Origin of the sequence: Spirilliplanes yamanashiensis, assembly GCF_016863475.1 — a bacterium.
GTDB lineage: Bacteria > Actinomycetota > Actinomycetes > Mycobacteriales > Micromonosporaceae > Spirilliplanes > Spirilliplanes yamanashiensis.
On the sequence record NZ_BOOY01000036.1, the window covers coordinates 1 to 22,379 of the forward strand.

The following is a 22,379-nucleotide window of genomic DNA, read 5'->3' on the forward strand; positions in this document are numbered from 1 at the left end:
CGGGTCCTCGCCTGCGGCGGCCGGGGGCAGCACCGTGGTCTGCTCGCTGTCGTCCCGGGCCGGGAGCGTCGTGGTCGCCTCGTCGTCGGACCCGGCGGCGGGATCGGACACCGGCTCGTCCTCGGACCCGACGGCGTCGTCCGCTGCGGGATCGGGGTCGGCCGGCGGCTCAGGAGCGGTGGTGGCCCCGACGGTGGGTGGCTCGTCGTCGGCCGCCGGGTCGGCGGCGGGCGGCTCGGCCGTGGTGGCCGCGGCCGTGTCCGGCTCGTCGCCGGCCGCCGGGGGAGGCGGGGGAGTCGGCGGAATCGGGGGAGTTGCCGCCCGCTGGAGGGTGGCGCTGTCGAGGATGCGCGTCGTGGGCTCCTCGGCGGCGGCGGCGGTCGCGGCGGCCAGGCGGGCCGGGTGGATGACCTGGGTGGCGTCGCCGGGCAGGTCGGCCGGGGTGGCGTGGCCGAGGCGGGAGCGGGTCGCCGGGGTGATCACCTGGGTGGCCTCCGCGGTGGCCGGCCGCACCACCTGCGTCGCCTCCGCGGAGGGCGGGAAGACGACCTGGGTGGGTTCCTCGATGGGGCGGCCGCCCGGCACCAGGGCCGCCGGGACGGGCCGCGGCGGCGGGAACACCGCGGGCGCCGGTGGGGCCGGTGGGGCCGGCGGGGCGGTCACCGGGGCGAGGTCGAGGCCGCGCCAGCGGCTGGTGCTCAGCGCCGTGCACAGCAGCGGCACCGCGAGCAGCAGGCCGAGGCCGTGGGCGGGCAGGCTCAGGTCGAAGCCGGGTTTCTCGACCGCGGGCGGGAACAGCGCGGCGAAGCTCGCCGGGCCGGCCAGGGCCCACGCCGTCGCCGTCAGGTAGAGGACCGCCGCCAGCACCGGGCCGGCGGGGGAGAGGCGGGTGAGCAGCAGGACCGCGTACGCGGCGCCGGCGAGGACGAGCAGTGCGACGCCGCCGAGCGTCTCGAGGGTCACCCCGCCGGTGAACGCGCGCCCCTCGACGCCGCGGCCGAGACCGACCGCGCCGAGGATCCACACCGCCGGGGCCAGCACGAGGGCGTACAGGACGGATCTCACGTGCCGCATGCGCCGAACGCTACCGGGACCTGGCAATGCCGGCCATCGTCGGCCGTACCGTGAGGGCATGAGCGATCAGCTGGACGGCCGGCCCACGTCGCACTCGCGGGTGACCCTGAGCCGGATCATGACCGCCATCGACGTGAACCTGTACGGGACGGTGCACGGCGGCGTCCTAATGAAGTTCGTCGACGACGTGGCGGGCGCGGCGGCGGCCCGGCACAGCGGCGGCACGGCGGTGACGGCGGCGATCGACGAGATCGCGTTCCTGGAGCCGGTGCGGGTGGGCGACCTGGTGCACGCGCACGCCCAGGTCAACTGGACGGGTTCCAGCTCGATGGAGGTCGGCGTCAAGGTCGAGGCGGAGCGCTGGGACGCGGCCGGCGGCGAGCGGATGACGGTGGCGACCGCGTACCTGGTGTTCGTGGCCGTCGACGTGGCGGGCGGGCCGCGGCCGGTCCCGCCGATCGTGCCCGAGACCCCGGACGACGAGCGCCGCTGCCGGGAGGCGCTGATCCGCCGCGAGCACCGGCTGGCGCGCCGGCAGGCGATCCTGGCGGCCCGTGCCGCGGGCCACCCGGGCTGAATGTACGTTCAGGTCCGAGGAGGTGAAGCGTGGGCACAGTGTTGTGGACCGCGCCGGCCGACGTCCTGGAGACGTCCCGCATCGGCGACTACATGCGCGCCGTGGGACGCGAGGGCGACTACGCCGGGCTGTGGCGGTGGTCGACGGAGGACGTCGCCGGCTTCTGGCGCTCGATCTGGGACTACTTCGGCGTCGTCGCGCACGACCCGCCGACGGAGACGCTGGCCGATCCGGGCATGCCGGGCGCGCGCTGGTTCCCCGGGGCGACCCTGAACTACGCGGAGCACGTCCTGCGGATGCCGGGCGTGGGCGACGACGAGCCGATCGTCCACGCGTACTCGCAGAGCCGTGACCCGCAGGTGCTCACGGCCCGGCAGCTGCGCCACGAGGTGGCGCGGGTGGCGGCCGGGCTGCGGGCCCTGGGCGTCGCGCAGGGTGACCGGGTCGCGGCCTACGCCCCGAACATCGCCGAGACGTACGTGCTGATGCTGGCCGCGGCGAGCATCGGCGCGGTGTTCTCCAGCTGCGCCCCCGAGTTCGGCGCCCGCAGCGTCATCGACCGCTGGCAGCAGATCGAGCCCACCGTGCTCGTCGCGGTCGACGGCTACCGGTACGGCGACAAGGCGGTCCCGCGCGCCGACGAGGTGAAGGCCGTCGTGGCCGCGCTGCCGTCGGTGCGGCACCTCGTCACCATCGGCTACCTCGACCCGGCGACGGACACGTTCGAGGCGATGAAGCGCGACGCCCCGCTGGAGTTCGCGGCGGTGCCGTTCGACCACCCGCTGTACGTGCTGTACTCCTCCGGCACCACGGGCCTGCCGAAGCCGATCGTGCACGGCCACGGCGGCATCCTGCTCGAACACCTCAAGATGCTCGCCCTGCACTGCGACCTGGGCCCCGGCGACCGGTTCTTCTGGTTCTCCACCACGGGCTGGATGATGTGGAACTTCCTCGCGTCCGGCCCGGCCGTCGGGGCGGCGATCGTGCTGTTCGACGGCAACCCCGGCTGGCCGAGCCTGGACGCGCTGTGGCAGCTCGCCGAGGACGCCGGCATCACCTACTTCGGCACGTCCGCGCCGTTCCTGCTCGCGTGCCGCAAGGCCGGGCTCACGCCCGGCCGCGACCACGACCTGTCCGCGCTGCGCGGCCTCGGCTCGACCGGTGCGCCGCTGCCCCCCGAGGGCTTCGACTGGGTGTACGCCTCCGTCAGCGACTCCCTGCAGCTCCAGTCGATCAGCGGCGGCACCGACGTGTGCACCGGTTTCGTCGGCTCCGCCCCGATGCTGCCCGTGCACTCGGGTTCGATCGCGTGCCGCTGCCTGGGCGCGAAGGTCGAGGCGTACACGCCGGAGGGCAAGCCGGTGATCGGCGAGCTGGGGGAGCTGGTCATCACGGCGCCGATGCCGTCGATGCCGGTCGGCTTCTGGGGCGACGCCGACGGGTCGAAGTACCGCGAGGCGTACTTCGACGTCTTCCCGGGCGTGTGGCGCCACGGCGACTGGATCACGATCGCCGACGACGGCACCTGCGTCATCACCGGCCGCTCCGACGCGACGCTGAACCGCGGCGGCGTCCGCCTCGGCACCGCCGAGTTCTACTCGGTCGTCGAGGCGCTGCCGTACGTGCTGGACTCGCTGGTCGTGCACACCGACGACGACCGCCTGCTGCTCTTCGTGGTGCTCGCCGACTTCGTGCGCCTCGACGACGTCACCGCGGCGATCCGGGCGGAGCTGCGCGGCGCGCTGTCCCCGCGGCACGTCCCCGACGAGATCCACGCCGTGGCGGCCGTGCCGCGCACCCTGTCCGGCAAGAAGCTGGAGGTGCCGGTCAAGCGCATCCTGGCGGGCATGCCCGTCGACCGGGCGGCGGCCCGCGGCGCGCTCGCGAACCCCGACGCGCTGACCGCGTTCGAACGGTTCTGACCGCGGGTCAGACGGCGTGCGCCCGCTCGGCGGTCAGCCGGTCGGCCAGCCTGGCGGCGTCCAGGTGGGCGCACGCCACGATCGTCGCGCCCGCTGCGAGCGGCGTGAGCAGCCAGTCCACCGGGTCCGGGTGGGCGCCGACGTCGATCAGCACGCGGCCGGTCAGCCCCAGCTCGGCGGCCCGGGCCGCGGCGGCCGCGACCACCTCGGCGTGGCTGCGGCCGTCCAGCGCCGCGTCGGTCCCGGTCACCGGTTGGTACGGCCGGAAGTGGTCGCCGTGGGTGCGCACCTCGACGGTGTAGTCGGACCACCCGGCGGGCAGCGGGCGCAGCGGCAGCGCGAACGGGTGCAGCGCCGTGGCGTACCGCTCGGGCGCGTCCGCGTCCTCGGCGCCGGTGCCGAACGCGACGTCGGCGGGGCCGGCGGCGACCGCCACGCCCGCCGTCCAGCAGCCCAGCAGGACGGCGGCGGTCTGCCAGTGCGGCGGCAGCAGCACCGCCGCCGTGTCGCCCGGGGCCAGGCCCGCGCCGTCGACGAGCAGGTTCGCCGTCTTGGCCACCCAGTTGCCCAGGGTGGCGCCCGACAGCTCGGTGCGCTCGCCCGTCGCGTCGTCGTACCAGGTCAGCAGGGGGCGGGCCGGGTCGGCGGCGACGGCCGCGGCGAACAGGCCGCCGATCGTGTCGGTAGTCATCACCGACGACCCTACTCGTCACGCACGGTAGTCGCCGATGCGGCTCAGCGAATTGCCCGGGGGAAAGGCGGCGACGCACGGCCACGGGGGCCGCAGCGCACGTACTCATCGGCGTACGCTGGAGAAGTGGCGTTGCACACAGCAGTGGAACGTCACCCGAAGTTCACTATCTGTTGAGGGAGTTGCCCTGTGACCGCCGGTCGCCCGCCCCGCGTGCTTGTCGACGCCACAAGCGTCCCCGCCGACCGGGGTGGCGTCGGGAGATACGTCGACGGCCTCCTCGGGGCCCTCGGCCGCGTGGGCGACGAGTCGATGGACCTCGCCGTCGTCGCGCTCCGTACCGATGCCGAGCGTTACTCACGGATGCTGCCGCGCGCCGAGGTCGTCGCCGCGCCCGCCGCCGTCGCCCACCGCCCCGCCCGCCTCGCCTGGGAGCAGACCGGCCTGCCGCTGCTCGCCCAGCAGGTCGGCGCCAAGGTGCTGCACTCGCCGTTCTACACGTGCCCGCTGCGGGCCGGCTGCCCCGTCACCGTCACCGTCCACGACGCGACGTTCTTCACCGAGCCCGAGCACTACGACAAGACCCGGCGCACGTTCTTCCGCAGCGCCATCAAGACGTCGCTGCGCCGGGCGAGCCGGGTCATCGTGCCCAGCAAGGCCACCCGGGACGAGCTGATCCGGCTGCTCGACGCCGACCCCACCGTCATCGACGTGGCGTACCACGGCGTCGACCAGACCGCGTTCCACGTCCCCACCGAGGAGGAGAAGGCCCGCGTCCGCGCCCGCCTCGGCCTCGGCGACTCCGGCTACGTCGCGTTCCTCGGCGCCAAGGAGCCCCGCAAGAACGTCCCCAACCTCATCCGCGGCTGGTCCCGCGCCGTCACCGACCTGCCCGACCCGCCCGCCCTCGTGGTCGCCGGCGGCCAGGGCCACGACGACGACATCGACCGCGCCGTCGCCGAGGTGCCCGCCCACCTGCGCCTGCTGCGCCCCGGCTACCTGCGCTACGCCGACCTGCCCGGCTTCCTCGGCGGCGCGCTCGTCGCCGCGTACCCCTCGTACGGGGAGGGTTTCGGCCTGCCGATCCTGGAGGCCATGGCCTGCGGGACGCCCGTGCTGACCACGCCGCGGCTGTCGCTGCCCGAGGTCGGCGGCGACGCCGTCGGCTACACCACCGAGGACCCGGACCGCATCGCCACCGACCTGCGCGACCTGCTGCAGGACGAGCAGCGCCGGATCACCCTCGCCAAGGCCGGCTTCGACCGGGCCAAGGAGTTCACCTGGGACTCCAGCGCCGAGGTCCACATCGCCGCCTGGCGGCGCGCGGCGGAGTGAGCGATTCGTGATCGTTACGGCCCGTTCACGCCATCCGGCCCCGAAGGGTGTGCGGTGACCGGCATGATGGCCTGATGTTGTACGCCGTCATCCCGGCGGGCGGCAGCGGCACGCGCCTGTGGCCGCTGTCCCGCGCCGGCCACCCGAAGTTCCTGCACCCGCTCACCGGCACCGACGCCTCGCTGCTGCAGGCCACCGCCGAGCGCCTCGCGCCCCTGAGCGGCCCGGAAGGCACGTTCGTCGTCACCGGCGTCGCCCACGCGGCCGCCGTGGCGCGCCAGCTCGTCGGCGTACCCGAGGCCAACATCCTGGTCGAGCCGTCCCCGCGCGACTCCTGCGCCGCGATCGCCCTGGCCGCCGCCGTCATCGCCCGCCGCGACCCCGACGCCATCATGGGCTCCTTCGCCGCCGACCACCTCATCGCCGACACCCCCGGCTACGTCGAGGTCGTCCGCCAGGCCATGGCCGGCGCCGCCGACGGCCTGCTCATGACCGTCGGCATCCAGCCCACCCGCCCCGAGACCGGCTACGGCTACCTCCAGTGCGGCGGCCCCATCGGCGACGGCGGAGTGCTCAAGGTCGAGGAGTTCAAGGAGAAGCCGGCCTACGACGTCGCCGAGGCGTACGTGAAGTCCGGCAACTACCTGTGGAACGCCAGCATGTTCGTCTGGAAGGTCGAGGTCTTCCTCACCGAACTGGCCCGCCAGCAGCCCCAGCTGCACGCCGGCGTGCAACGCATCGCCGCCGCCTGGGACGGCCCCGAACGCGAAGAGGTCCTCGGCGAGGTGTGGCAGACCCTGCCCCGCATCTCCGTCGACTACGCCGTCATGGAGGGCGCCGCCGCCGCCGGCAAGGTCGGCACGGTCTCCGGCGACTTCGGCTGGAACGACGTCGGCGACTTCCACACCCTCGGCGAGGTCCTCAGCGCCGACGTGGCCGGCAACGTCGTCCTCGGCTCCGCCGGCGACGAACAGAACGGGGTCGTCCTGCGCGACGCCGAGGGGCTGGTGATCGTGCCGCAGAGCGGGCGGCTGGTCGCCGCCCTGGGCGTCCGCGACCTGATCATCGTGGACACGCCGGACGCGGTGCTGGTGTGCCCCCGGGACCGGGCGCAGGAGGTCAAGAGCATCGTCGACGAGCTCAAGGACCGCGGCGACCACCACTACGTGTAGGGCCTGGGCCGGGTCGCGCCCTCCGGGTGTTCCTGGGGGCGCGACCGCGGCCTGCGGTTGCCGTCAGTGGCCGGCGCGGAGTTTGAGGCGGTCCAGCGCCGGGCCGATGAGCTGCACCGTCCCGCCGCCCAGCGGCTCCGGCAGCGCCCCCGGCTCGAACCAGCCCAGCGCCGCCGACTCCTCGCTCACCCGCTCGACCGCCCCCGCCGGCGCGTACGCCACGTACCGCACGTCGTGGTGCGCCGACGGCCCGCCCGGCGTGCCGTCGACGCCCGCGCACCGCACCGGGTGGATGTCGATGTCGATCGGCACCGGGTCCAGCTCCAGCCCCGCCAGCCCCGACTCCTCGGTGGCCTCCCGCAGCGCGGCCGCCGCCAGGGTGAGGTCGGCCGGTTCGCAGTGCCCGCCGAGCTGCATCCACGTGCCGATCCGCCCGTGCAGGCACAGCAGCAGGCGCCCCGCGTCGTCCACCACCAGCGTGCTGGCCGTGACGTGGCCCGGCCGGTGCGCACGGGTCATCGCGATCGGCCCGGCCGCCAGCAGGTCCAGGGTGCGCACCCGGTTGGCCTCCGCCGCGTCGGAGGTGGCCGTCCACCGGGTGAGCACGTCGCGGGCGTCGTCGTAGAGCTGTTCGATCACGTCGGCGAGTCTTCTAGACCGCGGTGGCCGTGAGCAAAACGGCGTCCCCGTCCGTGTCCACCACGGCGGTCGCGACGCCCTCGGCCAGCAGCGCCGCCCGCAGCCGGTGCACGTCCGCGCCGAACCGGATGAGCGCCCGCGCCCCGCCGCCCGGCGGCGGCACGCACCGCACCCCGGCGTCGGTGACCTCGACGACGGTGCCGTCCGCGAGATGCGGGCGCACCAGCTCGACCGCCCGCCCGGCCACCGCCGGGTCGAGCGCCGCGCCCGCCGTCCCCGCCGCGGGCAGGGTCGCCGCCGCGCGCAGCCCCGCGGCCCGCGCCTCAGCCGTGCCCAGCGAGAACATGTCCGACGCCTCGTCGCGGATCAGCACCGCCGCCCCCGCGTCCGCCGCCTCCGGCGACCCCCACGGCTGACCGCGCACCACCGCCACCGGCACCTGGTCGCGCTTGCCCTTCACCAGCTCACCCGCCGCCGCCAGCTCGTCGGCCACCGCCATCTGGGTGATGTGCAGCTCGTTGCCGTACGGGTCGACCTCGCCGCGGTGGTCGCGCAGCGGCGCGATCCCGGCCGAACCCAGGGCCACATCGGTGAGGCCGTTGCGCCAGGCCCGGCCCATCGTGTCCGAGACGATCACGGCGACGTCCAGGCGGCGCGCCGCGAACGCCGCCCGCAGCCGCCGCGCCGACGCGTCCGGGTCCGCCGGCAGCAGCACCAGGTGCGTCTTGTCCACGTTCGAGGCGTCGATGCCCGCCGCCGCCATCACGAAGCCGTGGTGCGTCTGCACGATCGTGGTCGGCCCGCGCCGCGCCACCACCCGCGCCGACTCCGCCGCCAGCGCCTCCGCGCGCGCCGCCTCGCGTTCCGGGCCGTCCGCCGGCACCTCGACCAGCCGGCCCTCCGCCTTCGACACGATCTTGCTGGTCACCACGAGCACGTCGCCGTCGCGCAGCCACGGCGCGGCGCCCGCGATCAGCGCCGCCAGGTCGTCGCCCGGCACCACGTCGCCGATGCCCACGACCGGCAGGATCTCGAGACTCATGCCAACTCCAACGCCGCGGCCACCATCGCGGCGGTCGCGTCCTCGTCCGTCATCCACAGCGGCACCGCGCGTACCCGCGCGCCCGGCAGTTCCACCCCCGCGTCGGACGAGTCGACCAGCCACCCGTCGAGCAGCCCCCCGGCCGAGCGCGCCCCGTAGAGGCCCGCCACCCCGGCCGCGCTGCACTCCACGCCGATCGTGGCCAGGCAGCGGTCCGCCATGCCGCGCACGGCCGCGCCCGCGATGATCGGCGACACCCCCACGACCGGCGCCGGGCCGTCCGCCAGGGCCTCCTTGATGCCGGGTACGGCCAGCACCGGCGCCACACTCACCACCGGGTTGCTCGGGGCCACCAGCACCACGTCCGCCGAGCCGAGCGCGTCCAGCACCCCGGCGGCCGGCTTCGCCGCCTCGGCCCCCGCGAACACGAACCGGTGCGTCGGCACGTCGCCCCGGTACCGCACCCACCACTCCTGGAAGTGGATGGCCCGGCGCTCGCCCTCCACCTCGGCGACCACGTGCGTCTCCAGCCGGTCGTCCGTGGCCGGCAGCAGCCGCACCCCCGGCTGCCAGCGCGCGCACAGCGCCTCGGTGACCGCCGACAGCGGGTAACCCGCGGTCAGCATCGTGGTGCGCACCAGGTGCGTCGCCACGTCCTTGTCGCCCAGGCCGAACCAGGACGGCTCCGCCCCGTACGCCGCCAGCTCCTCCTTCACCACCCACGACTCGCCGACGCGGCCCCAGCCCCGCTCCGGGTCGTGCGCGCCGCCGAGCGTGTACATCACGCTGTCGAGGTCGGGGCAGATGCGCAGGCCGTGCATCTGCACGTCGTCGCCCACGTTGACGACGGCCGTCACCTCGGCGCCGATGCGCCGCGCATGGGCGCGTACGCCGAGGAGGAAGCGCGCACCGCCGATGCCGCCGGCCAGGACCACGATCTGCATCGGGCCATCCTCGCGCACCCGGCGACCCACCGACCACCGCCCTGTGGACAACGGGTTGTCCACAGGGCGGAGTGTCCCGGGCACCCTGCGGTGGTCCCGGCGGTCTAGCATGAGCCGATCTTCGAACCCGACGTCAGGGGGCCCACCGTGTCCAGCGAACCGCAGGCGACGCCGCAGGGCGAGCGCGCGCCGCGCCAGTTCACGGAGCCGCTGCGCGAACTCGTCGCGCTGGTCCTCGTCGGTGCCACGGCCGTGTTCCTGCTGGTCGCGCTCATCCGTCTCGTGCCCTACGAGGTCGACAGCTTCACCGAGCGCGCCCAGGCCGGCTTCTACAACTTCGTCAACGTCGCCACGATCGCGTTCCCGATCCTTGCGGTCCTGCTGGTCACCCACATCGGCACCCCGACCGGCCGGGCGAAGCTCGTCACCATGGTCGCCCTGGCGGAGTACGCGGCCGCCGCCCTCTTCGGCATCCTGTTCGGCTTCTTCGTCGGGCTCATCCGCGCCGCCGAGCTGAGCTTCCGCTTCGCGTTCGAGGAGTTCCTCACCAAGGTCGCGTGGCTCGCCGTCCTCGGCGTCGTCGCCTACGTCGTCTACCAGCTGTGGCGCGGCCTCTACCAGCCCGCCAAGCCCAAGCCGGTGTACGAGCCCTACGGCGGCACCCAGTACGGCCAGGCCCAGCAGCCCCCGCCCGGCTGGGGCGGCCAGCCCGCGCCGCAGGGCCAGCAGTGGGGCCAGCCGGCCCCGGGCGCACCCGCCGCTCCGGGCGCACCCGCCGCTCCCGGGCAGTGGGGTCAGCAGCCGCCGCCCGGCCAGCCCACCCCGCCGCCCGGCTGGGGCGAGCCGACGCAGGTCGCCCAGCCGGGCCAGTGGGGCCAGCCGCCGCAGTCCGCGCCGCCGCAGAGTGCCCCGCCGTACTCGGGCAGCTCGCAGTTCGCGCCGCCGCAGTCGGGCGCACCGTACTCGTCCCCGCCGCAGTCGGCCCCGCCCGCGCCGAACGGGCCGTACCCGCCGCAGGGCCCCTATCAGCCGCCGCAGGCGCAGTACGGCTACGGCCAGCCCCCGGCCGGCCCGTCCTTCAACGAGCCGACGGACATGTACGGCCGCCACACCTACAACCCGGACGACCTCCACGGCGAGGACCCGAACCGCCGCTAACCGAGCCGCACGGTCCGGAGCGGGCCGGGAGCAGGGCGGCCAGGTGCTGACGGGCCGGGCTCATGGCGGGCCAAGCTCGTGGCGGTCCAGGCCGCGCGGTGGGCCAGGCCGCGCGGTGGGCCAGGCCGCGTGGTCGGTCAGGCCGCGTGGTCGGTCAGGCCGCATGGCGAGCCAAGTGCGCGGTGGGTCGAGCGCAAGGGCGGGCCGCGACCGGCCCCGCCGCGAACACCCGCTCGCGCCGCTCGTCCCGCGTGCCTTCGAGGCCGCCGGCGCCGTCCCCTCCCGTCCGACTCCTTCCCGTCGGGCGGGGACGCCCGGAACATCCCGTGGTTCGTGACGTATCGCGCACCTCGGGCGAGGGGCGGGCGAGCGCACTTGTCACATGAGCGACCTAGAGTGCACGAGTGGCAGACGCGACGGAGCCAACCCCCACCAGGCCAGGCATGACGACCCCCGCGACGCCGACCGCCCACGGCCCTGCCCGGCCCACGGCCGGCCATGGAGTGGATCCGGCCGCAGCCGCCGTCGGCGACGTCGCGGAAACCGCGACGGGCCGGGAGAGCGCAACGGGCTCGCGGAGCGCGGTGGACCCGGCGATCGCGACAGGCCCGGAGATCGCGATCCGCCCGGAAAGCGCAACAGACCCGGAAAGCGCAACAGACCCGGAAAGCGCGACGGGCCGGGAAAGCGCGACGGGCCGGGAAAGCGCGACGGGCCGGGAAAGCGCGACGGGTTTGGAAGCCGGCCCCGCCGCCCCGGGGAGCGCCGCCCCCATCGGCATGCCCCACACGCCCCCCGCCCCGCCCACCGAAGCCGCCATGCGCCGCGCCCTGAAGCGGGCCACTGACGGCAAGTCCCTGGACCCGGCCGAGGCGGCGACCCTGCTGGCGGCCCGCGGCCAGGACCTCGACACCCTGCTGGAGGTGGCCGGCCGGGTGCGGGACCGGGGTCTGGAGCAGGCGGGCCGGCCGGGGGTCGTCACGTACTCGAAGAAGGTTTTCATCCCCCTGACCCGGTTGTGCCGGGACCGGTGTCACTACTGCACGTTCGCGACGGTGCCGCACCGGCTGCCCGCCGCGTTCCTGGAGCGCGACGAGGTGCTCGCCATCGCCCGGGAGGGCGCCGCCCAGGGGTGCAAGGAGGCGCTGTTCACGCTGGGCGACCGGCCGGAGGAGCGGTGGCCGGCGGCGCGGCGGTGGCTGGACGAGCGGGGGTTCGACTCGACGCTGGACTACGTGCGGGCGTGTGCGGTGGCCGTGCTGGAGGAGACGGGGCTGCTGCCGCACCTGAACCCGGGTGTGCTGAGCTGGGCGGAGCTGCAGCGGCTCAAGCCGGTGGCGCCCAGCATGGGGATGATGCTGGAGACGACGGCGACGCGGTTGTGGAGCGAGCCGGGTGGGCCGCATTTCGGGTCGCCCGACAAGGAGCCCGCGGTGCGGTTGCGGGTGCTGGACGACGCGGGGCGGGTGGCCGTGCCGTTCACCACCGGGATTCTGATCGGGATCGGGGAGGACCTGGCGGAGCGCGCCGACTCCATTTTCGCGATCCGGCGCAGCGCCCGTGAGTACGGGCACATCCAGGAGGTCATCGTCCAGAACTTCCGGGCGAAGCCGGACACGGCGATGCGCGGGATGCCGGACGCGGAGCTGCACGAGCTGGCGGCGACGGTGGCGGTGGCGCGGATCGTGCTGGGGCCGCGGATGCGGGTGCAGGCGCCGCCGAACCTGATCGACGACGAGTTCGGGTTGCTGTTGCGGGCCGGGATCGACGACTGGGGCGGGGTGTCGCCGGTGACGCCCGACCACGTGAACCCGGAGCGGCCGTGGCCGCAGATCGAGGAGCTGGCGCGGCGGTCGAAGGTGGCGGGGTTCGAGCTGCGGGAGCGGCTGACGATCTACCCCGAGTACGTGCGGCGGGGGGACCCGTGGCTGGATCCGCGGTTGCGGGCGCACGTGGACGCGCTGCGGGACGACGCCGGGCTGGCGGACGAGAACGCCGCCGTGCGGGGGCGGCCGTGGCAGGAGCCGGAGGAGGTGTTCAGCTCGGGGCGGGTCGACCTGCACGCCGCGATCGACACCGAGGGGCGCACGGGGGACCGGCGCGGGGACTTCGACGAGGTGTACGGCGACTGGAGCGAGGTCGCCAGGCAGGTCAGGAAGGACCCCGGCCGGGAGCGCGGCACGGAGGACGAGCGCGGCAGGGAGCGCGGCGCACAGGGCCGGGGCGGCCCCGAGCGGCTGGGGGACGACCTGCGGGCCGGGTTGCGGCTGGCCGAGGGGGACCCGGCGAGTCTGCTGGAGCCGCGCCACGAGGACGCCGCGATGGCGCTGTTCCACGCCGACGGCGCGGCGCTGGACGAACTGTGCCGGATCGCGGACGGGTTGCGGCGCGACGCGGTCGGCGACGACATCACGTACGTGGTGAACCGGAACATCAACTTCTCGAACGTCTGCTACGTGGGGTGCCGGTTCTGCGCGTTCGCGCAGCGCGAGCGGGACGCCGACGCGTACCGGCTGAGCGTGGACCAGGTCGCGGACCGGGCCGAGCAGGCGTGGCGCGACGGGGCGTCCGAGGTGTGCATGCAGGGCGGCATCGACCCGAAGCTGCCGGTGACCGTGTACGCGGACCTGGTGCGGGCGATCAAGGCGCGGGTGCCGGGGATGCACGTGCACGCGTACTCGCCGATGGAGATCGTCACGGCGGCCGCGAAGGCGGGCGTGAGCGTGCGGGAGTGGCTGACGGAGCTGCGGGCGGCCGGGCTGGACACGATCCCGGGGACGGCGGCGGAGATCCTCGACGACGAGGTGCGCTGGGTGCTGACGAAGGGCAAGTTGCCGGCGTCGGCGTGGGTGGACGTGGTGAGCACGGCGCACGAGGTGGGCCTGCGGTCGAGCTCGACGATGATGTACGGCCACGTGGACCATCCGCGGCAGTGGCTGGGGCACTTCCGGGTGCTGGCGGGGGTGCAGGACCGCACGAGCGGGTTCACGGAGTTCGTGGCGTTGCCGTTCGTGCACACCAACGCGCCGATCTACCTGGCGGGCATCGCGAAGGCGGGCCCGTCGTGGCGGGAGAACCGGGTGGTGCACGCCATGGCGCGGGTGCTGCTGCACGGCCGGATCGCCAACATCCAGTGTTCGTGGGTGAAGCTGGGCGACGAGGGCGCGACGGCGGTGCTGAACGGCGGCTGCAACGACCTGGGCGGCACGCTGATGGAGGAGACCATCTCGCGGATGGCCGGTTCGGAGCACGGTTCGGCGCGCACGGTGGCGCAGTTGCGGGAGCTGGCGGCCGCGGCGGGGCGGCCGGCGCGGGAACGCAGCACCGTGTACGGACAGCCGGTCCGACGGTAGACCGGCGCCAGGGCGTTACTTGGAGCCGCTCTCGATCGGTATCGCATCAAGCGGGACACGCGTAACGGGGACGGTCCGGGCCCCGTTACATGTCTCGCGGGACGGCCCTATTTAGCAGGTTCGGCTTGACGACGCACGCATTACACGCGTGTAATTTCAGAGGGGTTGTTCGAACGGGCCACCATATAAGCCGCGGTTCGGACAAATAGCACGCCTTCGTGCGTGGGGGGTCAGCGCCGGCACTGCCGCCGGCGCGGAAAAGGAGGCACGCCGATGATGGAGGCCCAGGTTGTTGAGGGTGCGGACCTGATCGGTGACGCGCCGGAATGGCAGGAACAGGCACTGTGCTCGCAGACCGATCCGGAAGCCTTCTTCCCGGAGAAGGGCGGATCGACCCGCGAGGCGAAGCGGATCTGCGGCCGGTGCGAGGTGAAGGTCGACTGCCTGGAGTACGCGCTCGGCCACGACGAGCGGTTCGGCATCTGGGGCGGGCTCTCCGAGCGGGAGCGCCGCAAGCTCAAGCGCCGCGTCGCCTGAGGTAATCGCACCATCGAAGACTGACGTCACTGTCCTGGGCGCGGAGCCGGGGGGCCCGCCTCAGGACAGTTCGTCAGGACAGCTCGTCCGGATCCACGCCGAGCAGGTTGGCCACCTGCTCGATGATCACGTCGTGCACCAGGTCCGCGAGGTCCTCGCGGTCCATCGCGCGGAACTCCAGCGGGCGCCGGTACAGCACGATGCGCGGTGGCAGCTCCTGGCGGCCCGGACGGCCGGGCAGCAGCCGGGCCAGCGGGACCTCGCCGTCCTCCAGCACGTCGGAGTCGTAGACGTTCAGCTCCGGCGGCACGTCCTCGACCGCGAACTCGACGCCGGCCAGCTCCTTGGCGTACCGGCGCTCCAGCGTCTCCACCGTGTCGAGCACCAGGTCGTCGAAGATCTCGGCCTTGGTCCGCGACAGCGGCACCGTCGCCGGGACGAGCCGGCCGCGCAGGCCGCGCCCGTGCCGGTCGCGCCGGGCCGGGCGGCCCGGGCCCGCGGCCCGCGTCGCCTCCGTGCCCGGCCGGGGGTCCGGCCGGCGGCGCTCCGGGCTGGTCACCGGTGGTTCAGGGGGTACGCGTGGCTCACGTCGGCCAGCGTATGCCATCGCCGGGGCATCGTCGTGCGGCAACCGCGACTCGCGGCCCCACCTGCGGTTTCGGGCGGGCGACGGGACCATGACCGAATCGTGACCACGCGGCGGTCGGCGTGTCGCGGCGGCAGGGGCGGCGCGCGGGGCGGCGGGAGAGATACCGTGCCGCCGTGAGGTCACCACGGCGCTGCTCCCGCAACGGCTGCCCCCGGCAGGCGGTCGCCACGCTGACCTATGTCTACAACGAGTCGACGGCGGTCGTGGGACCCCTCGCCGCGTTCGCCGAGCCGCACACCTACGACCTGTGCGAGCCGCACGCCCGCACCCTCACCGCGCCCCGCGGCTGGGAGCTGGTGCGCCACGACGGCGAGTTCGCGCCGCCGCCGCCCACCACCGACGACCTGGTCGCGCTCGCCGAGGCGGTCCGCGAGGCCGCCCGGCCCGCCCCGCCGCCGCGTCCCGAGGCGCACGACGACCTCGCCGCCCACCAGACCGGCCGCCGCGGCCACCTGCGGGTCATCCCGCCGAACTGACCGGCACGGGTGACACGAACGGCCCGTCGCGGGCGCTGCGGAGGCGTGCGCCACGCACCCGTCCGGCGGAGTGGTCGAGCCGCTCGATGCATGACATGATTCGGGCGTCCCGGACCGCGTTCCTGACGTAGCAGGACGACCCCATCAGGAGCCGCGATGCGCCGCTCGACGCTGCCCTTGACCCGCCGCACGCTTCTGCGTGGCACCGCCGCCGCGTCGCTGGCCACCGCGCTGGCCGCCTGCGGCACGAAGGGCGCGAAACAGACCGAGGCCAGCTGCGTCAGCGAGGACGTGTCCGGCGCGGAGAAGACCCTCCAGTTCTCCAACTGGACGCAGTACATCGACGTCGACGGCGACGCCCGGCCGACGCTCGCGGCGTTCCAGCAGCAGACCGGCATCACGGTGACCTACACCGAGGACATCAACGACAACAACCAGTTCTTCGGCAAGATCCAGCAGCAGCTCAGCGCGTGCCAGCCCACCGGCCGCGACGTGATCGTGCTGACCGACTGGCTCGTCGGCCGGCTGGTGCAGCTCGGCTGGGTGCAGAAGCTCGACCTGGCGAAGATGCCGAACGTGCAGGCCAACCTGCTGCCGTCGCTCAAGGGCCGCTCCGTCGACCCGCAGAACGACCACGCCGTGCCGTGGCAGGGCGGCCTGGCCGCGATCGCGTACAACGCGGGCGCGACCAAGGAGGTCCGCACGATCGACGAGCTGCTCACCCGCGCCGACCTCAAGGGCCGGGTCACGCTGCTCGCCGAGATGCGCGACACGATGGGCCTGATCATGCAGTCCAACGGCCACGACCCGTCGAACTTCACCGCGGCGCAGTTCGACGACGCGCTGGCCAAGCTCAAGCGGGCCGTCGACGCCGGGCAGATCCGCAAGTTCACCGGCAACGAGTACACGACCGACCTGGAGCGCGGCGACATCGCGGCGTGCCTGGCCTGGTCGGGCGACGTGCTCCAGCTCAGCGCGGAGAACGACCGGATCCGGTTCGTGGCGCCCGACTCCGGCGCGATCCTGTTCAGCGACGACGCCCTGGTGCCGAACCGCGCCGGGCACAAGGCGAACGCCGAGCAGCTGCTGAACTACTACTACCAGCCGGAGGTGGCGGCCAAGGTCGCCGCCGAGGTCAACTACATCTGCCCGGTCGTCGGCGCGCAGGAGGCCATGACGAAGATCGACCCCGAGCTGGCCGAGAACCCGCTCATCTTCCCGACGCCGGAACTGCTCGGCAACGCCAAGGACTTCATGGTGCTCGACGAGGCGGCCTCGAGGGAGTACGAGCGCAAGTTCCAGACGGTCATCGGGGCATGAGCGACCTCGTCCTGCAGGGGCTCACCAAGCGGTTCGGTGAGTTCACCGCGGTCGACGCGCTCGACCTGACCGTCCCCGCGGGGTCGTTCTTCGCGCTGCTCGGGCCGTCCGGCTGCGGCAAGACGACGACGCTGCGGATGGCCGCCGGCCTGGAGGAGCCCACCGCCGGGCGGATCCTGCTCGGCGACCGCGACATCACCGGCCTGCGGCCGCACCAGCGCCCGGTCAACACCGTGTTCCAGAGCTACGCGCTGTTCCCGCACCTGGACGTCGCCGGCAACGTGGCGTTCGGCCTGCGCCGCCGCGGCGTGCGCGACCACGCCGCCGAGGTGGCGCGGATGCTGGAGCTGGTGCAGCTCGACGGGCTGGGCCGGCGGCGCCCGGCGCAGCTGTCCGGCGGCCAGCAGCAGCGGGTCGCGCTGGCCCGCGCCCTGGTCAACCGGCCGCAGGTGCTGCTGCTGGACGAGCCGCTCGGCGCCCTCGACCTGACGCTGACCCGCCGCATGCAGGTCGAGCTCAAGCGCATCCAGACCGAGGTCGGCATCACGTTCGTGCACGTCACCCACGACCAGGAGGAGGCCATGACGATGGCCGACACGGTCGCGGTGATGAACGCGGGCCGCATCGAGCAGCTGGGCCGCCCCGCCGAGCTGTACGAGTTCCCGCAGACGCCGTTCGTGGCGAACTTCCTCGGCCAGTCGAACCTGCTCGCCGCCGAGGTGGTCGAGCGCGGCGCCGGGTACGTCGCGGTCCGGGCGTACGACAACCGCTACTCGGTGCCCGCCGGCCGCTGCCGGGCCGCCGGCCCCGCCGCCTACCTGGGGGTACGCCCGGAGAAGGTGCACCTGGCCGAGGCGGCGGCGCAGGTCCCGGCCGGGCACGACAGCGTCGCCGGCGTGGTGACCGACTGGTCGTACGTGGGCGTCGGCAACCGCTACCTCGTGCGCGCCCCGTGGGGCACCGAGCTGGCCGTGTTCTCCCCGAACACCGGCGAGGGCTACTACCCGCCGCTCGGCGGCGAGGTCGTCGTCCACTGGGACCCGGCGCACGCGTTCCTGCTCGACCGGGAGCCGGGCGCCGGGGACGCCACCACCCCCGTCGCGCCGGAGCCGACCGGGGTGCCGGCGTGACGGTGACGGCGGCGGCCCGGCCCGCCCGCGCGGCCCGGCGCACCCCGTACCTGCTGATCCTGCCCGGCCTGCTCTGGCTGGCGGTCTTCTTCGCCGTCCCGGTGGTGCAGCTCGGCGCAACCAGCCTGTACGACCCGAACGGCTCGCTGACCGACGGCTACGCGATGACGTGGTCGTTCGGCAACTACGCGACCGCGCTGGCGGCGTACTGGCCGCAGTTCCTGCGCTCGCTGCTGTACGCCGGGCTGGCCACCGCGATCTGCCTGGCGCTGGGCTACCCGCTGGCGTTCGTCATCGCCCAGCGCGCCGGCCGCTGGCGCAACCTGCTGCTGATCCTCGTCGTGGCGCCGTTCTTCACCAGCTTCCTGGTGCGCACCCTGGCCTGGAAGGCGATCCTCGCCGACACCGGCTGGCTCGCCGGGCTGCTGCGCGACCTGCACCTGCTCGCCCCCGACGGCCGGCTGCTCGCCACGCCGTTCGCGGTGGTGATGGGCCTGGTCTACAACTTCCTGCCGTTCATGGTGCTGCCGCTGTACGCCAGCCTCCAGCGCCTCGACGGGCGCCTGCTGGAGGCCGCCGCGGACCTGTACGCGAGCCCGCTGCGCACGTTCCGGCACGTCACGCTGCCGCTGTCCATGCCGGGGGTGGTGGCGGGCACGCTGCTGACGTTCATCCCGGCGGTCGGCGACTACATCAACGCCGCGCTGCTCGGCACCGTGCGCACCTCGATGATCGGCAACGTGATCGACTCGGCGTTCCTCGTCCGGCTCGACTACCCGCAGGCGGCCGCGCTGTCGTTCCTGCTGATGGCGGCGATCCTGGTCCTGGTGACGGTGTACGTGCGCCGAGCGGGGACGGACGAGCTGCTGTGAGGGGCTCGCGCGTCGTCGCCGGGCTGGTCCTGGCGTACCTGCTGCTGCCGGTCGCGGTGGTCGTCGGCCTGTCCTTCAACGCGCCGTCGAACCGGCTGTCCTACGACTTCGACCGGTTCACGCTGGCGAACTGGGCCGACCCGTGCGGCCCGGCCGGGCTGTGCGCGTCGGTGCTGCGCAGCGCCCAGATCGGACTGCTGGCCACCGTGCTGGCCACCGTCCTGGGCACGCTGCTGGCGTTCGGGCTGACCCGCCACCGGTTCCGCGGCCGCGGCCCGCTCAACGCCCTGGTGTTCCTGCCGATGGCCACCCCCGAGGTGGTGCTGGGCTCGTCGCTGCTGGCGCTGTTCACGGCGGGCGCCGTGCCGCTCGGGTTCTGGACCGTGGTGATCGCGCACGTCATGTTCTGCGTGTCGTTCGTGGTCGTCGTGGTGAAGGCGCGGCTCGCGGGCATGGACCCGCGGCTGGAGGAGGCGGCCGCCGACCTGTACGCGTCGCCGTGGCACACGTTCCGCACCGTCACCCTGCCGCTGGCGATGCCGGGCATCGTGGCGGGCGCGCTGCTGGCGTTCTCGCTGTCCTTCGACGACTTCATCGTGTCCAACTTCAATGCCGGAACCATGACGACGTTCCCCATGTTCGTCTGGGGCAGCGCCCAGCGCGGCATCCCGCCGCAGGTGAACGTGGTCGGCACCGCGATGTTCGCCGTCGCGGTGCTCGCTGTCGTGATCACAACATTCCGAAGAAGGGCACGCTAGGGGTCCTGCGCGCATCGCCGATGATCGCTACGCTGCGTCGCATGTCGAAGCGGGTGATCCTGGTGATCCTGATGGCGGCGGCCCTGGTCGGCGCGGGCGGGGCGACGGCGATCGTGCTGGCGGGCTCGGACGAGCCCGCGGCCGGGTCGCCGGACTGCGTGGCGGCGCAGGAGCGCGCGGAGGCCCAGGTGCACACCGAGGCGTTCCCGCTGCCGGCCAAGCTGCAGCCGTTCGGCCGGTACGAGTCGATCCACTGGCAGGTCCGGGCCCCCGGCGCGTGCGGGCAGACCCCGGCGCCGGCCGGCAAGAAGTACCAGGCGGTCATCAAGCTGAAGCCCGCCGACGCGAAGCGCCTGGCCACCGAGTACGACTGGCTGGTCGCGGACGCGTTCGACTACGAGGGCATGTGGCCGGGCCTGACGCCGCTCGTGCCGCCGGGCGTCAAGTGGACGAACTCGTGGCAGCTCGACGACGTGCTGCTCGACCCGCAGAAGGCCGTCGCCTACGCGTTCGTCACCGGCTGACGCCCCACCGACCTCTCAGCCCGCGGGCACCGGCTCCACGGCGTCCGCCACGCCCGGCGCGTGCTGGCGCAGCTCGGCCAGCACGGCGGCCTCCTCCTCGGCGGGCACCTCGTCCAGGGCCTCGCTCAGCAGCGGCAGGGCGGCCGCGTCGTCGAAGCGTTCCAGGGCGAGCGCCGCCGCCAGCACCCGTTCCAGCGCGCCGCGCTCCGGCTGGGCGGCGATCCGCAGCAGCGGGCACTGCAGCGCGTGGTCGTGCTCGCGCAGCCGGGACGACCACAGCAGCGCCCGGTGCAGCGGCAGGTACCGGCCGACCCGGCCGGCCACGCCCAGCACGGCGTCCTGCTCGCCGGGCAGCTCCCACAGCGCCTCCAGCACCTGGTCGCCGAACTCCACCGGCGCCTCGCGGGCCGCGTAGAGCAGGGTGCGGCGCTGCGCGGCGGGCACCCGCGCCACCGCCTCGGCGAGGCCGCCGCCGTCCGCGGCGAGCGCCTCGGCCATCTCGGCCACCGTCAGCGGCACCGTGCCGGCGGCGAGGCAGGCCCGCAGCCGGTCCGCGGCCTCCCGGTGCCGGCCCAGCGCGAACAGGCTCTTGATCTCGATCTCGGCGAGCTGGTCGCGCCGGGCCTGCTCGCTCGCCGGCAGCCGCTGCGCGCACTCCACGACCGCCGCCCAGTCGCCCTCGGCGAAGCGCAGCCGCGCCTCCCAGGCGTCGGCGTCGTGCGCGGACGCGGTGGCGGCGCGCAGCTCGTCCAGCGTCCGGTTCGCCTCGGCCAGCTCGCCGAGCGGGATCAGCGAGTGCAGCAGCGTCTTCAGCGCCGCGTCCTGCACGGCGCCGCCGGTGCCGGCGTCGAGCACGTCGCGGCACAGCTGCCGGGCGGCGGCGAAGTCACCGGCCTCGATGGACGTGCGGGCCCGGGCCAGCGCCGCGGTGGCGTCGGCGGTGGCGTCGGCGGTGGCCTCCGCGGTGGCGTCGGCGGTCGGGTCGGCGGTGGTGGCGTCGGCGGCGTCAGATCGGCTCACGACCGGCTGTTCGGCACAACCGGCCCGCTACTGAGCGGCAACCCCGGAAACACCCCGGGTCAGCTTGCGCACCCGCTCCACGTCGGCGAGCAGCTGCCCCTCCGCGTACGCGCGGTAGGCCACCCGGCTCGGGTCGTGCCGGCCGGCCTCGTCGACGTGCTCGTGGCTCGCGGCGGTCAGCCGCTCCACCACGACGTCCCCGACGTAGCGCAGGCAGCCGGCGGCCGTGCCCAGGTCGCGCCAGAACGTGCCCGCGTACGGCAGGCACACCCCCGGCGGCACCAGGAAGCCCAGCTCGCGGGCGACGTCCGCGGTCACCGCGATCTGGGTGGGCAGCGCCGCGCCCTCCACCAGGTCCTCGGCGAACACCAGCCCGCCGTCCAGGGCGTGCAGCTCGTCGAGGAACCGGCGGTCCCAGCCGGGCGTGCGCGGCCGGTGGTCGTCGCCCAGGTAGCCGACCGCCCACGGCCCGAGTCCGTCGAGGACGGCGGCGACGCCCCGGTTGAGCGCCTCCTCCGGCGTGCTGCTCGCGGTGCGCAGCACGCCGACGCCGCGCTCGGCCACCTCGGCCCAGTAGGCGTCGGTGGCCTCGCTCGCGGCGGCGGGCTCCACGTCGAGCGCCACGCCGTAGTCGGCGGCGCGCGGGTCGCTGTCGTCCACGGCGAACACCAGCACCGTCTTCGCGGCGCACGTGTCGGCGAACTCGGCGGCCAGGTCCCGGGCGTGGTCGGGGCGGTTCCGGCTGGGGACGACGACGGCGAGATCGGTCATGCCCGGCTGTTCGGCACAACCGGCCCGCACCTGAGCCGCTACCGGTCCAGCTCCGCCGTCTCCTCCGCCGTCAGCAGCCGGCTGCGGATCAGGAAGCGCACCCCCTCGGGCGCCTCCAGCGAGAAGCCGCTGCCGCGGCCCGGCACCACGTCCACCGTCAGGTGGGTGTGCTTCCAGGCCTCGAACTGCGACCGGCTCATCCAGAACGTGACCGGCTCGGCGACGCCGTCGATGCGCAGCTCCTCGAGCAGCACGTCCGACTGGCCCGTGCGGAACTCGCCCTCCGGGTAGCACATGGGCGCGCTGCCGTCGCAGCAGCCGCCGGACTGGTGGAACATGAGCGGGCCGTGCTGCCCCCGCAGCGACCGGATCAGCTCGGCCGCCGCGGGGGTCACCTCAACGCGGTTCACCATCG

At 74.3% G+C, this 22,379-nt stretch carries 21 protein-coding genes and 1 pseudogene; 13 read left to right on the top strand and 9 right to left on the bottom strand.

What is annotated here, in order from left to right; all coding sequences use genetic code 11:
- Positions 1-1,074, bottom strand: a pseudogene (locus Sya03_RS24880) (hypothetical protein); the annotation flags it as partial.
- A gap of 58 nt (positions 1,075-1,132) precedes the next feature.
- On the opposite strand from Sya03_RS24880, the gene Sya03_RS24885 reads away from it, so the two are divergent.
- A complete protein-coding gene (locus tag Sya03_RS24885) occupies positions 1,133-1,651 on the top strand; it encodes an acyl-CoA thioesterase (protein WP_203940835.1) in 519 nt (172 codons plus the stop codon).
- Between the two features lie 29 nt (positions 1,652-1,680).
- Positions 1,681-3,573 (top strand): acetoacetate--CoA ligase, encoded by a 1,893-nt coding sequence (locus tag Sya03_RS24890; protein WP_203940836.1) that lies wholly within the window; start codon positions 1,681-1,683, stop codon positions 3,571-3,573.
- A gap of 7 nt (positions 3,574-3,580) precedes the next feature.
- Here Sya03_RS24890 and Sya03_RS24895 read toward each other — a convergent pair whose 3' ends face one another.
- Positions 3,581-4,264: a TIGR03089 family protein gene (locus Sya03_RS24895; RefSeq protein ID WP_203940837.1), complete on the bottom strand. Its 684-nt coding sequence runs from the start codon at positions 4,262-4,264 to the stop codon at positions 3,581-3,583.
- Between the two features lie 189 nt (positions 4,265-4,453).
- On the opposite strand from Sya03_RS24895, the gene Sya03_RS24900 reads away from it, so the two are divergent.
- Positions 4,454-5,599, top strand: a complete 1,146-nt coding sequence (locus tag Sya03_RS24900; protein WP_203940838.1) for a glycosyltransferase family 4 protein — start codon at positions 4,454-4,456, stop codon at positions 5,597-5,599.
- 74 nt (positions 5,600-5,673) lie between these two features.
- Positions 5,674-6,771, top strand: coding sequence for a mannose-1-phosphate guanylyltransferase (locus Sya03_RS24905; protein WP_203940839.1), 1,098 nt, complete (start codon positions 5,674-5,676; stop codon positions 6,769-6,771).
- Between the two features lie 63 nt (positions 6,772-6,834).
- On the opposite strand, the gene Sya03_RS24910 is transcribed toward Sya03_RS24905, so the two are convergent.
- The 3 genes from Sya03_RS24910 to cofD are packed head-to-tail and all read right to left on the bottom strand — an operon-like array spanning position 6,835 to position 9,396.
- Complete coding sequence (locus Sya03_RS24910) at positions 6,835-7,410, bottom strand: NUDIX domain-containing protein (RefSeq protein WP_203940840.1); 576 nt, start codon at positions 7,408-7,410, stop codon at positions 6,835-6,837.
- A 13-nt stretch (positions 7,411-7,423) separates the two neighbouring features.
- Positions 7,424-8,452: a coenzyme F420-0:L-glutamate ligase gene (locus Sya03_RS24915; protein ID WP_203940841.1), complete on the bottom strand. Its 1,029-nt coding sequence runs from the start codon at positions 8,450-8,452 to the stop codon at positions 7,424-7,426.
- Positions 8,449-9,396, bottom strand: a complete 948-nt coding sequence (gene cofD, locus Sya03_RS24920) for a 2-phospho-L-lactate transferase (RefSeq protein ID WP_203940842.1) — start codon at positions 9,394-9,396, stop codon at positions 8,449-8,451. Before cofD ends, Sya03_RS24915 begins: the two co-directional genes overlap by 4 nt.
- Positions 9,397-9,543: 147 nt before the next feature.
- On the opposite strand from cofD, the gene Sya03_RS24925 reads away from it, so the two are divergent.
- The 3 genes from Sya03_RS24925 (at position 9,544) to Sya03_RS24935 (ending at position 14,444) form a co-directional block, all read left to right on the top strand.
- Positions 9,544-10,554: a hypothetical protein gene (locus Sya03_RS24925; protein WP_203940843.1), complete on the top strand. Its 1,011-nt coding sequence runs from the start codon at positions 9,544-9,546 to the stop codon at positions 10,552-10,554.
- A 779-nt stretch (positions 10,555-11,333) separates the two neighbouring features.
- Positions 11,334-13,907 carry a bifunctional FO biosynthesis protein CofGH gene (locus tag Sya03_RS24930; protein ID WP_203940844.1) on the top strand — a complete coding sequence of 858 codons (2,574 nt, stop codon included), beginning with the start codon at positions 11,334-11,336 and terminating at the stop codon, positions 13,905-13,907.
- Positions 13,908-14,183: 276 nt separating this feature from the next.
- Positions 14,184-14,444, top strand: a complete 261-nt coding sequence (locus tag Sya03_RS24935; RefSeq protein ID WP_203941132.1) for a WhiB family transcriptional regulator — start codon at positions 14,184-14,186, stop codon at positions 14,442-14,444.
- A gap of 73 nt (positions 14,445-14,517) precedes the next feature.
- On the opposite strand, the gene Sya03_RS24940 is transcribed toward Sya03_RS24935, so the two are convergent.
- Positions 14,518-15,003, bottom strand: coding sequence for a metallopeptidase family protein (locus tag Sya03_RS24940; RefSeq protein WP_370871962.1), 486 nt, complete (start codon positions 15,001-15,003; stop codon positions 14,518-14,520).
- A 203-nt stretch (positions 15,004-15,206) separates the two neighbouring features.
- On the opposite strand from Sya03_RS24940, the gene Sya03_RS24945 reads away from it, so the two are divergent.
- The 6 genes from Sya03_RS24945 (at position 15,207) to Sya03_RS24970 (ending at position 20,173) form a co-directional block, all read left to right on the top strand.
- Positions 15,207-15,569 (top strand): DUF3499 domain-containing protein, encoded by a 363-nt coding sequence (locus Sya03_RS24945; RefSeq protein ID WP_203940845.1) that lies wholly within the window; start codon positions 15,207-15,209, stop codon positions 15,567-15,569.
- A 156-nt stretch (positions 15,570-15,725) separates the two neighbouring features.
- A complete protein-coding gene (locus tag Sya03_RS24950) occupies positions 15,726-16,889 on the top strand; it encodes a polyamine ABC transporter substrate-binding protein (protein ID WP_203940846.1) in 1,164 nt (387 codons plus the stop codon).
- Entirely contained in the window at positions 16,886-18,019 is a 1,134-nt protein-coding gene (locus Sya03_RS24955) for an ABC transporter ATP-binding protein (RefSeq protein WP_203940847.1), read from the top strand. The genes Sya03_RS24950 and Sya03_RS24955 overlap by 4 nt, the downstream gene beginning before the upstream one ends.
- Positions 18,016-18,891, top strand: a complete 876-nt coding sequence (locus Sya03_RS24960; protein WP_239107818.1) for an ABC transporter permease — start codon at positions 18,016-18,018, stop codon at positions 18,889-18,891. The genes Sya03_RS24955 and Sya03_RS24960 overlap by 4 nt, the downstream gene beginning before the upstream one ends.
- Positions 18,888-19,649 (top strand): ABC transporter permease, encoded by a 762-nt coding sequence (locus tag Sya03_RS24965; protein ID WP_203940848.1) that lies wholly within the window; start codon positions 18,888-18,890, stop codon positions 19,647-19,649. Before Sya03_RS24960 ends, Sya03_RS24965 begins: the two co-directional genes overlap by 4 nt.
- A gap of 41 nt (positions 19,650-19,690) precedes the next feature.
- Positions 19,691-20,173: a hypothetical protein gene (locus Sya03_RS24970; RefSeq protein WP_203940849.1), complete on the top strand. Its 483-nt coding sequence runs from the start codon at positions 19,691-19,693 to the stop codon at positions 20,171-20,173.
- Positions 20,174-20,188: 15 nt separating this feature from the next.
- Here the strand turns inward: Sya03_RS24970 and Sya03_RS24975 are convergent, their stop codons facing one another.
- The 3 genes from Sya03_RS24975 to Sya03_RS24985 are packed head-to-tail and all read right to left on the bottom strand — an operon-like array spanning position 20,189 to position 22,377.
- Positions 20,189-21,193: a hypothetical protein gene (locus Sya03_RS24975; protein WP_203940850.1), complete on the bottom strand. Its 1,005-nt coding sequence runs from the start codon at positions 21,191-21,193 to the stop codon at positions 20,189-20,191.
- Between the two features lie 27 nt (positions 21,194-21,220).
- On the bottom strand, positions 21,221-21,964 hold the full coding sequence (locus Sya03_RS24980; protein WP_203940851.1) for a type 1 periplasmic-binding domain-containing protein: 744 nt from the start codon (positions 21,962-21,964) through the stop codon (positions 21,221-21,223).
- A gap of 38 nt (positions 21,965-22,002) precedes the next feature.
- On the bottom strand, positions 22,003-22,377 hold the full coding sequence (locus tag Sya03_RS24985; RefSeq protein WP_203940852.1) for a DUF779 domain-containing protein: 375 nt from the start codon (positions 22,375-22,377) through the stop codon (positions 22,003-22,005).
- Positions 22,378-22,379: the final 2 nt, after the last annotated feature.